The organism is Maribacter sp. Asnod1-A12 (assembly GCF_045063735.1).
In the GTDB taxonomy this organism is placed as follows: domain Bacteria; phylum Bacteroidota; class Bacteroidia; order Flavobacteriales; family Flavobacteriaceae; genus Maribacter.
Genome location: NZ_JBEFNZ010000006.1, coordinates 4,178,075 through 4,192,369 on the forward strand (window position 1 = coordinate 4,178,075; position 14,295 = coordinate 4,192,369).

Below are 14,295 nucleotides of genomic sequence, written 5' to 3' on the forward strand. Positions count from 1 at the left end.
ACTCATCCTAGTTAATTTTCTTTACCTGCTTTGAATAAAAAATCCTTTTCTGCCTTAGAAAGGCTTTCATAACCAGACTTACTTATTTTATCTAAAATTGCATCAACTTTTTTTTGCTGCGATTTCTTATCGTAATCTGATGTAGTAGTATTAGCCCCTTTAGACTTTGCTTTATTTTTGTACACCGTCTTCATAGGCGCTTTCCTTTCTGTTCTTGTAAAAAGATTAGCCATACCATCCATAAATTTTGAGAATCCTGATCCAATATCGTTTCCTTTTGTTAATTGGCTTGCATATAAATAACCTAAAAATGCCCCACCCAAGTGAGCTAAATGTCCTCCAGAATTACTAACAGGCAATTGAATTAAATCACTTAAAACCAAAACAGCCCCAACAATCCATAGCTTGACATTAAAAAAAACAACCCTTACCTCTTGATTAGGTATATAAGTACAAATAAATATAAGTACTGCACTTGCCCCTGCCGAAGCTCCAATTAAATAAGCATTCGTATCAAAAAAAGCTGGAAAAATATTATATCCTAAAACAAAAAATAATCCACCCAAAATAACTCCAAGTATATACACATTTAGGAATCTCTTTGGGTCAAAAAGATTCAAGAATATTCGTCCTACGAAATAGACCATCAACATATTCCAAAATAAATGTCCAACACCTCCATGAAAAAAAGAATAGGTTACAATTGACCAAGGTTGAAAAGCGATATCAACAATGTCATTAGGTAACTCAAACCATTGAACAATACTATTTGCAGGCAACCCTAGAAGAAAAGGTATAAGCGCATTGACGACAAAAACGAGTACATTGATAGCTATTAGCTTCTCTGCAATGTTCAGCCTATTAAATTGATATTTTAAATCTGGTTGAGCCATATTTTAGTTCCACCTATTATTATTAAATTGATTTTTCTTCCAATACCACATCATCAAGAAACCAAACAATGCACCGCCAACATGTGCAAAGTGGGCAATTCCTTGTCCAAATAAACTATACCCAGTTACACCTGAAAACAAATCTAAACCTATTAAAACAGGTATAAAGAATTTTGCCTTGATAGGAACCGGAAGGAAAATAAGAAACAATTCGCTATTCGGGTAAGACATTCCAAACGCCACCAATATACCGTAAATAGCACCTGAAGCACCAACTACCGGAGTATTAAATGCTCCTAGGAAGTTATCTATAGTAGCTTTTCCTGCTATGCCATACCAATCTGTACTATACTGTCCGCTATTGATAATCTCTAGAATACTACTCTCAGATATACCTGCATCCATCAAAGCACTCATACCGGCATTATAATAGTAATAATTCACACCTATATGAATTAAAGCAGCACCTAAACCAGCTGAGATGTAGAAAAACAAAAACTTATTTCTACCCCACATACGCTCTAAAGGCGTACCAAAGGCCCACAAAGCATACATATTAAAGAGAATATGCATAAAACCACCATGCATGAACATATGGGTGATTATTTGCCATAACTGAAAATGATCATTCTTTGGAAAGTACAATGAAAACCATTCGTACATCTGTTCACCATACAATTGTGTTGCAACAAAAAACAGCACATTAATAATCAGTAAGTGTTTTATTGTTTCTGTTATTCTTCCCATTTATATAAATTTTCGTTCAATATCATTCTCTGTAACTGTAATGTATACTTTTTTGTTAAACGGACTCAAAGTTGTTTCCTTACATGCAAATAAATCGTTCACCAATTTAACTTGAGAAAACTCATCTAAGGTTTCGCCAGTTTTTACCGAAAGTGTTTTTGCTAATGTTTTTGCTAACATATCACTTTGAGAAAAACTATCGCCAGGTACTTCTTGTTGAAAATCAGAAATTAGTTGCTCCATTATCATTTGCACTTCACTTTCTACAACTAATACGGGAACCCCAGAAATTTCTACTCCGTCGTCACTAATCTCCCCGAATACAAAACCTACGGTACATAAATTATCTTTGATTTCTTTTAAAATATTAATTTCACTCGTAGAAAAAGATAAGGTCAATGGAAAAAGTAACTGCTGACTTATAGCTTCTTTTATGGTAATATTCTTTAAAAAATTCTCATACAATACACGTTGGTGAGCTCTACTTTGATTAATAACCACCATGCCAGATTTTATCGTCGTAATAATATACTTTTTACGCATTTGAAAAGTAGTAGTAGAATGATCAACAACCTCTTTTTCACCATCGAAAATACTACTGTTCACAACCTCTGACTCGAACTCTAAATGGCTTACACCGCTATCTACCGTTGTTTCCAAACCTTCATACAACTTCTCCCAACCATCAACTTTTGGCTTTAAATAACCGCCCCCGCCAGAGTTACTTTTTGAAGGTTTTACAGTCTCAAAAGGATTAAATGAAGAATCTACTACCACTTGCGGTATACCTACCTGTTTGTTTTTATATGAATAAGGGGTATCTAAATTTTGGTCTTGCTCAAAATCAAGCGCAGGCACCACATTAAACTGACCTAAACTATGCTTTACAGTAGATTTAAGCATGGCATACAATGTATGCTCATCATCAAATTTCACTTCTGTTTTGGTAGGATGTATATTAATATCAATAGTACCTGGATCAACCTCTAAGTTCAAAAAATAACCAGGGTGCGTACCCGGACGGATTACTCCCTCAAAAGCACCTAATATAGCATGATGTAAATACGGACTCTTTATAAATCTATTATTAGCAAAGAAAAACTGTTCTCCTCTACTCTTTTTAGCAAATTCTGGCTTTTGGATGTATCCTGATATTTTTACTACCTGAGTTTCTTCCTCTACAGGTACAAGTTTTTCATCTGTTTTTCTACCAAAAATATGTACTATACGTTTTCTAAAATCATTGCCTGGTAATTGAAAAACATCGCTACCGTTATTATAAAAATTAAAAGCAACCTGAGGATGCGCCAATGCAATTCTATGAAACTCGTCTGCTATATGTCGGTATTCTACCTGGTCTGATTTTAAAAAATTACGTCTTGCAGGGATATTGAAGAAAAGATTCTTTACCAGCATTGAAGTCCCTTTAGGGGCAACTACCACCTCTTGAGTAACTATTTTACTCCCTTCAATCTTAATTTTCGTGCCAATTTCGTCATCTTCGGTCTTTGTAAGCATTTCTACATGTGCAATAGCCGCAATAGAAGCCAAAGCCTCTCCCCTAAAACCTTTGGTATTTAAATTAAATAGATCTTCTGCCTTTTGAATTTTAGAAGTAGCATGGCGCTCAAAACTTAAGCGTGCATCTGTACCACTCATACCTTTACCATTATCAACCACTTGAATAAGTGTTTTACCACCATCTTTGATAATAAGTTGAATATCGGTAGCACCTGCATCAATGGCATTCTCCATTAACTCTTTTACCACAGAAGATGGACGTTGCACCACTTCACCAGCAGCAATTTGGTTTGCTACATGGTCAGGTAATAATCTAATAATATCTGCCATTATGAAGTAAAGAAAATTGTGAGGTCAAAATCAATGATATAAAGAAAAATAAAAACCAGTACTGCAATTATAATAGCCATTCTAATCTTTAAGTTGCGATCTCCCTTTCTTTTAGAATCTTCAATTGCACTATTGATTTTTCTTTTTAATCCTCGAGATGTATTTAATGTGCTACGAAACTGGTCAAATTTAGGTTCCATTTTATACGGATTCCCTTTTCCTTTGCCATCATAATACCTAGGATTGTATTCAAATGACCTATTTTTTCGTAACCGCGTTATTTTGCTCAACATCCCCATAACCTCAAAGTTACTTAAAATAGAAAAATGGGGCATGTTACCAATGCCAAAAATTGTTAACATCTTGCGACATTAATCTAGCAACCTTATACTTAGCGGAAATTGAACTAGTGAAAAAGTTTACTTATTACCTAAAACTGCCATTTTTATGGCTGCAATAGCGGCTTCAGTACCTTTGTTTCCATGCTTACCACCACTACGATCTATGGCTTGTTGCATATTATTATCTGTAAGTACACAAAATATAACCGGCACATCTGTAATAACATTTAAGTCTTTTATGCCTTGAGCGGTAGCATCACAAACAAAATCGAAATGTTTGGTTTCGCCTTGTATAACACTTCCAATGGCAATAACTGCATCAACCTTAAGACTCTTGATCATTTTCTTTGAACCAAAAGTAAGTTCAAAACTACCAGGAACATCCCAACGGATAATATCAGATTCTTGTGCTCCGCAATCTAACAAAGCTTCTATTGCACCAGAATATAAACCCTCTGTTATTTCTGAATTCCATTCTGAAACAACAATCCCAAACCGAAGTCCGTTCGCGTTTGGGATTGTTGCCTTATCGTAAATCGATAAATTTTTATTTACTGTAGCCATTATTCACCACTTTTAGCCATACCTATAAATGCATCTATAGAATTGGCATTTTCTGATTTTGGAAACTCGTCTTTAATTCTTTGGAAAAAGCCCAAAGCTTTATTCTTATCTCCCATTTCTAAAGCAGTTATTCCCGCTTTGTACAAAAACTTAGGAGCAGTATATTCATTAGCACTATGTTTAACCGCAGCCTCATAATAACCTAGAGCATCAGAAGCTTGGTCTAACTGCATAAAAGCATCTCCTAAACCACCTTTTGCCAAAGCACCTAAAACAGCATCATCAGAATTAAAATCTTCTAAATAGGTAATAGCTTCTTGATAATTATTCATATTTAAATATGACATACCAGCACCATAATTTGCAAGGTTGGCAGCCTTGGTACCACTATATTCTTCAATAATATCTAAAAAACCATATTTACCCTCTGCACCTTCAAGTGCCAATGTAAACAAAGAATCTTTAGCAGTTGTGGTAGCTAAAGCCTGGTCAAAATATTGTTGCGGATAGTACATTTCATTTGCCGCACTAGCCTCTTTTGGTTTCTCAACAAATTGATTAAAGGCCAAATAACCTAAAACCCCTATTGCTATAACACCAATGGCACCTAAAATGTAGTTCTGATTCTTAGAAACCCACTCTTCAGATCTTGAAGCACCTTCATCTAATGAACTAAAAACCTCAGCTGTTGTGCTTTCCTGTTCGTCAAATTCTTGCTGTTCAACCTTTGTTTCAGGTTTATATCCTCTTTTCTTATATGTTGCCATCTCTAAATTTATTGATCGCGCAAAAATAATGGTTTTATTGAAATCGCAAAGTGTATTTATTCGTTATTTTTGGATATTTTAAGCTACTTTACATTCTTCCAAATCTAAAATCTGATATTCTTAATGCTACTGAGACAATTATCATTGATCAATTACAAAAATTTTGAGTCCAAAGAATTGTCGTTCGATGCTAAAATAAATTGTTTTGTAGGTGATAACGGAATTGGAAAAACAAATATTCTTGACTCCATCTACCATTTATCATTTGGTAAAAGTTACTTCAACCCCGTTTCTTCTCAAAACATTCGTCACGGATCAGATTTCTTTGTAATTGACGGTACTTTTGAAAAAGAGGGAAGGGAAGAAAAAATTGTATGCAGCTTAAAGAAGAACAATAAGAAAATTATAAAACGAAACGGCAAGGCCTATGACCGTTTTGCCGACCACATTGGTCTTTTGCCTTTGGTTATTATCTCTCCGGCAGATAGAGACCTCATCATTGAAGGTAGCGATACGCGTAGAAAGTTCATTGACGGTGTTATTTCTCAATCAGATAAAAGTTATTTACAAAACCTCATCAATTATAACAAAGTAGTTTCTCAAAGAAATGCCTTGCTTAAATACTTTGCGGCCAATAGAACTTTCAATAAGGATACTTTGGCGGTATACAATGAGCAGATGGAAACGTATGGTACTGAAATCTTTAAAAAAAGAACATCTTTTCTAGAGGCTTTTATTCCTATTTTTCAAGAACAATATAAATCTATTACAGGCAATACAGAAGATGTTTCCCTTTCCTATAATAGCAAATTGAAAGATTATGACTTGCTAACGCTGTTAAACAAAAACCTAGATAAAGACAGAGCCTTACAATATACTAGTGTAGGTGTACATAAAGATGACCTTAGCTTTGAAATCAGCAACTACCCTATTAAGAAATTTGGCAGCCAAGGTCAACAGAAGTCTTTTTTAATTGCTTTAAAATTTGCCCAGTTTCATTTTATGAAATCTCAAAGTGGCACTACCCCGATATTAATTTTAGATGATATTTTTGATAAGTTGGATGAGCACCGGGTCTCTCACATCATCACTTTGGTAAACAATGAAAATTTTGGGCAGATCTTTATAAGTGACACCCATGCGGACAGAACCGAAAGTGTTGTTAAAAAAATTCATCAATCGTATAAAATATTTAAATTGTAATAATGAAAAAATTACTGATCATTTGTTCTTTGGTTCTTATTTCTTGCAATTCAAAAATTGATAAGAATCAATTGCATTTACTAAATGGATATTGGGAAATCAAGGAAGTTACTTTTAAGGACGGAGCAAAAAAAGAATACTCAATTAACAGTACTATTGACTATATAAAGTTAGATTCGTTAAAAGGGTTCAGAAAAAAAGTAGACCCTAAATTTAATGGTACTTTTGAAACTTCCAATGATGCCGAGCCTTTTATAATTAGAATTTCCAACGATTCTATATTTATGAGCTACAATAATAACGCTAACACATGGGAAGAGGTATTGACAGAATTATCAGCAGATAGCTTTAAGGTAAAGAACAACCAAGGTATTACCTATACATACAACAAGTTTGAACCAATAAACATAACCCCATAATGGCAAGTAGAGGCAACGACAACACTTCAATGAAAAATGCACTTTCCGCATTTATTCAAAAGAATAAATTGGAAAAAGGAATAGATAAGGTTGACGCCAGAGAAGCATGGGCTAAGCTTATGGGTAACGGTGTTAATAATTACACTACAGAAATAGAATTAAAATTCGGTACGCTTTACGTAGCATTAAGCTCTTCTGTATTACGCGATGAATTAAGCATGGGCAAATCTAAAATAGTCCGAATGCTTAATGAAGAAATCGGAAAAGAAGTCGTAAAAAAACTCGTGCTTAGATAGTTACTAGCTGTTGGCTGTTGGCTGTTGGCTGTTGGCTGTTGGCTGTTGGCTGTTGGCTGTTGGCTGTTGGCTGTTGGAAAATACTAGATATAAAAATGCCAGCTCAAAAGAGCTGGCATTTTTATATCTAAACAAATTAACTTAGTAAATTTCTCTACCAGAAAAATGGAATGAACCTTCAATAGCTGCATTCTCATCGCTATCAGAACCATGTACTGCGTTCTCACCAATACTAGTAGCGAACATTTTACGAATAGTACCTTCTGCTGCGTCTGCAGGGTTGGTAGCACCGATCAATGCTCTAAAATCTTCAACAGCATTTTCTTTTTCCAAAATTGCCGCTACAATTGTACCGCTAGTCATGAATTCAACTAATTCACCAAAGAAAGGACGCTCTCTATGTACACCATAAAATTCTTGTGCATCTCTTAAGCTCAATTGTGTATATTTCATCGCAACGATCTTAAAACCAGCAGCAGTAATTTTTTCTAAAATAGCCCCAATATATCTATTTTTAACGGCATCTGGTTTAATCATTGTAAACGTTCTATTCGTACTCATATCTTAATTTTTGCGCAAAAATACGTTTTTCCACATATCTCACAACTATTCGTAGACTTGTTCTAATTTCTCTAACACTATTCCGTTATCACCAACTATCTTAAAATCAACCTTTTTAGCCTTAAAATCGAATTCTAAGATTCCAAAACTTTCTGTAAAAACAACTTCCCCTCTTCTATATTTATTAGGCTCACCGGTAAAACCTCTATAAGCATGTGTGAGTCCGCTACTGGTAAAATCTATGACCGGATAATTCATACCCTCAATATTGGTTTTAGAAAATTCAGAAATATGTCTGTCTCCAGATAACACAATTACACCGCCTGCATTAGAATCTGCTATCATCTTTGCCAGCTTATCTACTTCATGAGGAAAATTACCCCAAGCTTCAAAGCCGTGTTCATTAGATAAATACTGCACACTGCTCACAATAATATTATAATCAGATTTTGATGTATTCAGTTCATTCTCCAACCAATTCCATTGCACTTCTCCCAACATGGTCCCATCTCCATACTCATTGGGTTTCAATCTTTTTTTGGTTTCGGTATCAGGAGTCAATTTTGTTCTAAAATATCGGGTATCAAGTATTATGATATTAATTGAATGACCATTTACTTCATATTTCTTAGCATTATAAACCCCTTTACGTTTTCTAAGCGGACTATCATCTGGCACATTCATGAAATTTAAAAACTCTTGTTGACTGGCATCTTTTGCTTTAAATTCTACTCCGCCATCGTTTAGACCATAATCATGATCGTCCCAAGTACCTAATATATCTGTACTTTCTATTAGTTTTTTATAATCGGATTGTTCTTTTTGCACATTGTACATAGTCCTTAAGGCAACCATATCATCCGTATCCGCATATATATTATCGCCACCCCAAACCCAAACATCCGGTTCTGTATTTAAAACATCATCCCATAAGAGATTTGGTAAATCAACTCTATTACAGGAACCAAAAGCCAGTACAAAATCGGCATTCACAGCATTATCTTCTACTGTTTTTTTGTTGGATGAACACGATACCAATACGAGGGTGCTCATTAAAAAGTATATTATTTTCATATGAGATAGTTAAGTCTGGGTAAAATTAAGGCTTTCGGTTTAAAGCCTATATTATTAAATTGTATCTTTGCCGCCATGAATTTAGAGCACCTAAACGAGCTGAAAAAGTTACTTTCTTCAACTAAGAAAATAGCAATTATTCCACATAAAAACCCCGACGGAGACGCCATTGGATCAACATTGGCACTTTGGCATTATCTAGTCAATACCGGACATACGGCCAGCATTGTAGCTCCCAATGATTATCCAAAGTTTTTAAAATGGATGCTAGGTTCAGATAAAATTTTGAATTTCGAAAAAGAAAATTCACAGTCTAAAGCATGTATCAATAATGCTGATATCATATTTACATTAGACTTCAACCATTTGGGCCGTGTAGGTCAAATGAGTGATATTCTAGAATCCGCAAAAGCAACTTTTGTAATGGTTGATCACCATCAAGAGCCATCAGATTACGCTAAAATCATGTATTCAGATGTAAAAATGAGTTCTACCTGCGAAATGGTCTATGTACTCATTAATCAACTGGGCAATGAAAACAGTATTACCCCTGAAATGGCTAATTGTATATATACAGGTATCATGACAGATACTGGATCTTTTAAATTTGCAGCTACTACCAGTAATACCCATAGAGTCATTGCCGACCTTATGGACAAAGGTGCTGAAGGTACAGAAATTCACCACCGTATATATGACACCAATTCTCCAAGCAGACTGCATTTACTGGGCTGCGCTTTGAAGAACATGGTGATATTAGAAGAATTTTCAACAGCATACATTACGTTGAGCCAAGACGAACTGGACACCTTTAATTACCAAAAAGGAGACACGGAAGGTTTTGTAAACTACGGTTTAACATTGGACGGTATTAAATTTGCCGTCATATTTATAGAAAACAGAGAAGAAGGTATTTATAAAATCTCATTTAGGTCTGTTGGTGAATTTTCTGTAAATGATTTCGCAAGACAACATTTTAGTGGTGGCGGACATACAAATGCAGCAGGTGGAAAAAGTGATGATACTTTAGAAGAGACAATTACCAAATTTACATCGTTACTACCATTATATAAAGATCAATTACAATCATGAGATTAGTTTCTTTTTTATTTTTATCCATATTGATATTAGGTTGCGACGGACCAGAACCAAGAAGACCTATTCAGACAAAAAGCGGCAGTTTTTTTAAGGCGTCTATTGAAAGAAGCAGAAAATTATTGGAAGCCGAAGAAAGTAAAATTCAAGAAATTATAGCATTAGATTCTTTGAAGCACTATTCTCATAGCAGCTCTGGATCATGGTACCATTACCTAACCGTTAATGAAGAAAGTGATTACACGCCTAAAACCGACGATCTAGTTGCATTCAACTATGACATATTAACTTTAGACAATGACACTATATATTCTCAAGAAGAAATTGGTGTTGTTACCTATAAGGTTGATAAGCAAGAGTTATTCTTAGGACTTAGAGATGCCGTTAAAATGCTAAAAGAAAATGAGCGAGCTACCTTTCTCTTTCCTTCATCCATAGCATTTGGCTACCATGGCGATGAAAATAAAATAGGCAGTAATATTCCCATAAAATCTACAATTACCATTTTAAAAATAGAAAAACAAGAAGACAACACAGTAAATTAAAATGACCATTATGATTAAAAAAATGTACTTGATTGCAGTAATAGGCTTAGTTTTAGCTAGCTGCAAAACCAGTAAAAGAGCAGATTTAGGAGACGGTTTATTTGCAGATATCAAAACTTCTAAAGGCGATATCATTGTTCGTTTAGAGCAAGAGAAAACTCCTGTTACCGTGGCTAACTTTGTCTCTTTAGCAGAAGGAACAAATACTTTCGTTAGCGAAGAATACAAAGACAAAAAATACTATGACGGATTAACGTTTCACAGGATTATGAAAGATTTCATGATACAAGGTGGTGATCCTTTAGGTCAAGGAACAGGCAATCCTGGTTATAAGTTCATGGATGAATTCAACGACTCTTTGGTTCATGATAAAAAAGGTATTCTTTCTATGGCCAATTCAGGACCAACTACTAACGGTAGTCAGTTTTTCATCACACATAAGGAAACTCCTTGGCTAAACAACAAACACACCGTATTTGGTGAAGTTGTAGAAGGTATGGATGTAGTTGATTCTATTGCCAATGTTGCTGTAGGTGCAGGTAACAAACCTGTAGAACCAGTTATTATGAATACTGTTGAGATTATTAGAAATGGTAAAGAGGCTCGTAAATTTGATGCCGTGCAAATAATGACAGACTATTTTGATGGTGAAGAAGATAGACTTGCTGCTATTGAAAAAGAGAAAGCTGAAAAATTAGCTGCAGTTCAAAAAATAAAAACTGAGTTTGCTTCTTCTATCGAAGCTCAAAAAGCAAAGGCAAAAACATTGGATTCCGGTCTTAAGGTATTAACCTTAGAAAGTGGTTCTGGTGAAAAGCCAAAAGTAGGTCAGAAAGTCAACGTAATGTATGCTGGTTATTTAATGGACGGCACTTTATTTGATAGCAACTACGAAGAAATCGCCCAGAAATATGGAATGTTCGATATTAAAAGACAACAAGGTGGTGGCTATATGCCAATACCTATGGACTATTCTCCAGAATCTCGTTTGATCGCAGGATTTAGAGAAGGACTTTTAACTATGAAAGTTGGTGATAAAGTTCGTTTGTTCATTCCTTCTCATTTAGGTTATGGACCACAAGGTGGCGGTCCAATTCCACCAGATGCAGATTTAATATTTGATTTAGAAATTACGGGCTTAGCCCAATAATTATTAGAAATAAAAAAGCCCTTTAGTTTTCACTAAAGGGCTTTTTTTATACCTGAAATTTTAATTCGTATGCTTCAAAATCTCTAAAAGCAAACTCCAGAACTTCTGAACAGATGAAATGCTAACCCGTTCATCTGGCGAATGGGCTCCAAGAATGGTCGGTCCAAAACTTACCATATCTACATCAGGATAATTCTGTCCTAAAATACCACATTCCAAACCTGCATGGCAAGCAACTACCCTAGGCTCTTCTTTGAACAAATTAATATAGGTGTCTCTCGCTACAGTTAATATTTCTGAATTAGGATTAGGATTCCAACCTGGGTAAGCTCCACTAAACTCAACTTTAAAACCACTGATTCCAAAAGCGGAACGTAGAGAATTAGCTAAATCTAACTTTGCGCTATCAACAGACGAGCGCGTTAAACACCCAATAGATATTTCTCCTTTTTCAACCTTTACAATAGCAATATTGTTAGAAGTCTCCACCAAATCATCAATTGCAGCACTCATAGCATATACGCCATTGTGTGCAGCATAGACAGCTTTAACCAGTTTTTCTTGAGCACCAAGACCCATTACCTTTTTGGCTGGTTTTAAATCTTTAAATTCTATTTGTAAATCTGGCTCTTGCACACTTAACTCTGCCTTTATGGCTTTAGAAAGTTCATTTATCTTTTCAAAGAATTCATCGGCATGCTTTCTTCCAACATTTAGTTTACAAACACTTTCCCTAGGTATTGCATTTCTAAGACTACCACCGTTCAATGAACTAATACGAACATTATAATCAAGACCTAAAAAAAGTAATCTATTCATTATCTTATTGGCGTTACCCAAACCTTTATGAATATCCATACCACTATGGCCACCTTTTAAACCTTTTACAGTAATTTCTAAACCGGCATCACCGTGAGTTCCGTCCTTTTCATTGTACGTTCTAGTTGCCGTAACGTCAATACCACCTGCACAACCTATATCAATTTCATCATCTTCTTCCGTATCTAAATTTAAAAGAATTTCACCCTGTAAGACCCCTGCTTTCAATTCAAAAGCTCCAGTCATTCCTGTTTCCTCATCAATTGTAAATAAAGCTTCAAGAGCAGGATGCTGTATTTCTGTACTTTCTAAAAGCGCCATTATAGCGGCAACACCCATACCATTATCAGCTCCTAAGGTGGTGCCCTTTGCTTTCACCCAATCACCATCAACATACATTTCTATACCTTGAGTTTCAAAGTCAAAAACGGTATCTGTATTTTTTTGATGTACCATATCTAAATGACTCTGCAGCGTTATCATTTTTTTATCTTCCATACCTTTTGTGGCAGGCTTTCTTATAATAACATTACCTATTTCATCAGAGAAAGTTTCTAGACCAAGAGCATTGCCAAACTCCAACATAAAGCTAATGACCCTTTCCTCTTTTTTAGAAGGTCTGGGCACCGCATTCAATCTAGAAAAATTCTTCCAAACTGAGATTGGCTCTAATTTATTTATATCCATACTATTATTTTCATGGTTAGTGCCTGCAAAAATACTGATAGAAAAAGGATTTCGCTATTTTTGAGATAATGAAGATATCTTTAAAGAATGCCATTGTAATTTCATTGATTCCCCAAATCATTATTGTAAAATGGCTAGGTACGCGGTCAGACTTAGTTGAAAAATATTATAGTAACGGATTATATCCTATAATTTCTAAATTCTTTAGACTACTATTGGGATGGATACCCTTTTCAATAGGTGATATTATTTACTTCGTGTTAATAGTACTTGCACTCCTTTACCTAATTAAAAACAGAAAATACATTTGGCGAAATAAACTGAAATTTTTACAAAATGTAGCCATGGTACTGTCCGTCGCTTATTTCACATTTCATGTGATGTGGGGTTTGAATTATTATAGGGAACCGCTAGCTAAAAAATTGGAATTAGCACCTAATAAAGATTATCAAGACTTACTTGAATTCACAGAACGGTTAATTCAAAAAACGAACGAAACACAGGTAACTATCACAAATGACTCAAGTTTAGCAGTCAAAATTCCGTATTCTCAAAAGGAGATTTTCAATAAAACAATTCAAGGTTACGACCATTTAAAAACGATACATCCATTTTTAGCTTACGATAGACCAAGCATTAAAAAATCATTATTCAGTACTGGCTTAACATATATGGGCTACGCCGGATATTTAAATCCGTTTACCAACGAAGCTCAAGTAAACGATTTACTGCCCAACTTTAGATTTCCCTTTGTTGCAGGTCATGAAGTTGGTCATCAGTTGGGATATTCCGCAGAAAACGAAACAAACTTTATAGGTTATTTGGTTACTTCTAATAACGAAGATGACTATTTTAAATATGCAGCTTATGCCTATGGCTTAGGCTATTGTCTAAATGATATTAGACGATCGGACAAAAAAGATTTCGACAGATTAATGCTTCAGCTAAACGCTGGTGTTAAAAGCAACTTTCAAGAAATGGCTATTTTTTGGAACTCTTATGAAAACCCTATGGAACCCGTATTTAAATCTGTTTTTGATACGTTCCTAAAAGCTAATAATCAAAAAGAAGGAATTAAAAGTTATAGCGCTGTAGTACTCTTTTTAGTAGCCTATCACAAAGACCATCCACTTTAAAATAGGCTTAGAACTTCGCAATCCTAAAGCGATATATTAGTCTTTCCTATAATATTTTAAGAAAATAATGGATATTCTCAATTACTGCCAATTCAACTGTTAAAGAAAAGTGAAACAGACCGAATTTACTGTAGAATCCGAGTATTT

The 14,295-nt window shown here is 34.8% G+C and carries 16 protein-coding genes; 7 read left to right on the forward strand and 9 right to left on the reverse strand.

Annotation, left to right across the window (positions count from 1 at the left end; genetic code table 11):
* Window positions 1-11 precede the first annotated feature (11 nt).
* From ACJJVP_RS17845 to ACJJVP_RS17870, 6 genes are read right to left on the reverse strand one after another with little or no spacing between them, the layout of a single operon-like run.
* The gene (locus tag ACJJVP_RS17845) at window positions 12-893 is read right to left on the reverse strand and encodes a rhomboid family intramembrane serine protease (protein WP_405415932.1); all 882 of its coding nucleotides are present in this window, start codon (window positions 891-893) and stop codon (window positions 12-14) included.
* Between the two features lie 3 nt (window positions 894-896).
* Complete coding sequence (locus tag ACJJVP_RS17850; protein WP_036153430.1) at window positions 897-1,640, reverse strand: rhomboid family intramembrane serine protease; 744 nt, start codon at window positions 1,638-1,640, stop codon at window positions 897-899.
* Window positions 1,641-3,491: a DNA mismatch repair endonuclease MutL gene (gene mutL / locus ACJJVP_RS17855; RefSeq protein ID WP_405415935.1), complete on the reverse strand. Its 1,851-nt coding sequence runs from the start codon at window positions 3,489-3,491 to the stop codon at window positions 1,641-1,643.
* Window positions 3,491-3,853, reverse strand: coding sequence for a riboflavin synthase subunit beta (locus ACJJVP_RS17860; RefSeq protein WP_405415936.1), 363 nt, complete (start codon window positions 3,851-3,853; stop codon window positions 3,491-3,493). Before ACJJVP_RS17860 ends, mutL begins: the two co-directional genes overlap by 1 nt.
* Before the next feature lie 57 nt (window positions 3,854-3,910).
* A complete protein-coding gene (ribH, locus tag ACJJVP_RS17865) occupies window positions 3,911-4,396 on the reverse strand; it encodes a 6,7-dimethyl-8-ribityllumazine synthase (protein ID WP_405415938.1) in 486 nt (161 codons plus the stop codon).
* Window positions 4,396-5,163 (reverse strand): tetratricopeptide repeat protein, encoded by a 768-nt coding sequence (locus ACJJVP_RS17870; protein ID WP_405415940.1) that lies wholly within the window; start codon window positions 5,161-5,163, stop codon window positions 4,396-4,398. The genes ribH and ACJJVP_RS17870 overlap by 1 nt, the downstream gene beginning before the upstream one ends.
* Before the next feature lie 123 nt (window positions 5,164-5,286).
* Here ACJJVP_RS17870 and recF point away from each other — a divergent pair, with 123 nt between their 5' ends.
* From recF to ACJJVP_RS17885, 3 genes are read left to right on the forward strand one after another with little or no spacing between them, the layout of a single operon-like run.
* On the forward strand, window positions 5,287-6,366 hold the full coding sequence (gene recF, locus ACJJVP_RS17875; protein ID WP_396634927.1) for a DNA replication/repair protein RecF: 1,080 nt from the start codon (window positions 5,287-5,289) through the stop codon (window positions 6,364-6,366).
* A 2-nt stretch (window positions 6,367-6,368) separates the two neighbouring features.
* A complete protein-coding gene (locus ACJJVP_RS17880) occupies window positions 6,369-6,785 on the forward strand; it encodes a lipocalin family protein (protein WP_405415942.1) in 417 nt (138 codons plus the stop codon).
* Window positions 6,785-7,081, forward strand: a complete 297-nt coding sequence (locus ACJJVP_RS17885) for a DUF721 domain-containing protein (protein WP_405415943.1) — start codon at window positions 6,785-6,787, stop codon at window positions 7,079-7,081. The genes ACJJVP_RS17880 and ACJJVP_RS17885 overlap by 1 nt, the downstream gene beginning before the upstream one ends.
* A 141-nt stretch (window positions 7,082-7,222) precedes the next feature.
* Here ACJJVP_RS17885 and ACJJVP_RS17890 read toward each other — a convergent pair whose 3' ends face one another.
* Together ACJJVP_RS17890 and ACJJVP_RS17895 are read right to left on the reverse strand one after the other, a co-directional pair.
* Entirely contained in the window at window positions 7,223-7,642 is a 420-nt protein-coding gene (locus ACJJVP_RS17890) for a nucleoside-diphosphate kinase (protein ID WP_405415945.1), read from the reverse strand.
* Between the two features lie 45 nt (window positions 7,643-7,687).
* The gene (locus tag ACJJVP_RS17895; protein ID WP_405415946.1) at window positions 7,688-8,716 is read right to left on the reverse strand and encodes an alkaline phosphatase D family protein; all 1,029 of its coding nucleotides are present in this window, start codon (window positions 8,714-8,716) and stop codon (window positions 7,688-7,690) included.
* Window positions 8,717-8,791: 75 nt separating this feature from the next.
* On the opposite strand from ACJJVP_RS17895, the gene ACJJVP_RS17900 reads away from it, so the two are divergent.
* Genes ACJJVP_RS17900 through ACJJVP_RS17910 form a run of 3 tightly spaced genes read left to right on the forward strand, consistent with a single transcriptional unit; the run spans window position 8,792 to window position 11,506 of the window.
* Complete coding sequence (locus ACJJVP_RS17900; RefSeq protein ID WP_405415948.1) at window positions 8,792-9,808, forward strand: bifunctional oligoribonuclease/PAP phosphatase NrnA; 1,017 nt, start codon at window positions 8,792-8,794, stop codon at window positions 9,806-9,808.
* Window positions 9,805-10,356: a gliding motility-associated peptidyl-prolyl isomerase GldI gene (gldI, locus tag ACJJVP_RS17905; protein WP_405415951.1), complete on the forward strand. Its 552-nt coding sequence runs from the start codon at window positions 9,805-9,807 to the stop codon at window positions 10,354-10,356. Before ACJJVP_RS17900 ends, gldI begins: the two co-directional genes overlap by 4 nt.
* A gap of 10 nt (window positions 10,357-10,366) precedes the next feature.
* Window positions 10,367-11,506, forward strand: coding sequence for a peptidylprolyl isomerase (locus ACJJVP_RS17910; protein ID WP_405415953.1), 1,140 nt, complete (start codon window positions 10,367-10,369; stop codon window positions 11,504-11,506).
* 60 nt (window positions 11,507-11,566) lie between these two features.
* Here the strand turns inward: ACJJVP_RS17910 and ACJJVP_RS17915 are convergent, their stop codons facing one another.
* Window positions 11,567-13,012, reverse strand: coding sequence for an aminoacyl-histidine dipeptidase (locus tag ACJJVP_RS17915; protein ID WP_405415955.1), 1,446 nt, complete (start codon window positions 13,010-13,012; stop codon window positions 11,567-11,569).
* A gap of 68 nt (window positions 13,013-13,080) precedes the next feature.
* On the opposite strand from ACJJVP_RS17915, the gene ACJJVP_RS17920 reads away from it, so the two are divergent.
* On the forward strand, window positions 13,081-14,148 hold the full coding sequence (locus ACJJVP_RS17920; RefSeq protein ID WP_405415957.1) for a DUF3810 domain-containing protein: 1,068 nt from the start codon (window positions 13,081-13,083) through the stop codon (window positions 14,146-14,148).
* Window positions 14,149-14,295 lie beyond the last annotated feature (147 nt).

Bases quoted from the DNA above. Each gene is read 5' to 3' on its own strand.
- ACJJVP_RS17845 (WP_405415932.1), bottom strand. From the start codon at position 893: ATGGCTCAACCAGATTTAAAATATCAATTTAATAGGCTGAACATTGCA.
- ACJJVP_RS17850 (WP_036153430.1), bottom strand. From the start codon at position 1,640: ATGGGAAGAATAACAGAAACAATAAAACACTTACTGATTATTAATGTG.
- mutL (WP_405415935.1), bottom strand. From the start codon at position 3,491: ATGGCAGATATTATTAGATTATTACCTGACCATGTAGCAAACCAAATT.
- ACJJVP_RS17860 (WP_405415936.1), bottom strand. From the start codon at position 3,853: ATGTTAACAATTTTTGGCATTGGTAACATGCCCCATTTTTCTATTTTA.
- ribH (WP_405415938.1), bottom strand. From the start codon at position 4,396: ATGGCTACAGTAAATAAAAATTTATCGATTTACGATAAGGCAACAATC.
- ACJJVP_RS17870 (WP_405415940.1), bottom strand. From the start codon at position 5,163: ATGGCAACATATAAGAAAAGAGGATATAAACCTGAAACAAAGGTTGAA.
- recF (WP_396634927.1), top strand. From the start codon at position 5,287: ATGCTACTGAGACAATTATCATTGATCAATTACAAAAATTTTGAGTCC.
- ACJJVP_RS17880 (WP_405415942.1), top strand. From the start codon at position 6,369: ATGAAAAAATTACTGATCATTTGTTCTTTGGTTCTTATTTCTTGCAAT.
- ACJJVP_RS17885 (WP_405415943.1), top strand. From the start codon at position 6,785: ATGGCAAGTAGAGGCAACGACAACACTTCAATGAAAAATGCACTTTCC.
- ACJJVP_RS17890 (WP_405415945.1), bottom strand. From the start codon at position 7,642: ATGAGTACGAATAGAACGTTTACAATGATTAAACCAGATGCCGTTAAA.
- ACJJVP_RS17895 (WP_405415946.1), bottom strand. From the start codon at position 8,716: ATGAAAATAATATACTTTTTAATGAGCACCCTCGTATTGGTATCGTGT.
- ACJJVP_RS17900 (WP_405415948.1), top strand. From the start codon at position 8,792: ATGAATTTAGAGCACCTAAACGAGCTGAAAAAGTTACTTTCTTCAACT.
- gldI (WP_405415951.1), top strand. From the start codon at position 9,805: ATGAGATTAGTTTCTTTTTTATTTTTATCCATATTGATATTAGGTTGC.
- ACJJVP_RS17910 (WP_405415953.1), top strand. From the start codon at position 10,367: ATGATTAAAAAAATGTACTTGATTGCAGTAATAGGCTTAGTTTTAGCT.
- ACJJVP_RS17915 (WP_405415955.1), bottom strand. From the start codon at position 13,012: ATGGATATAAATAAATTAGAGCCAATCTCAGTTTGGAAGAATTTTTCT.
- ACJJVP_RS17920 (WP_405415957.1), top strand. From the start codon at position 13,081: ATGAAGATATCTTTAAAGAATGCCATTGTAATTTCATTGATTCCCCAA.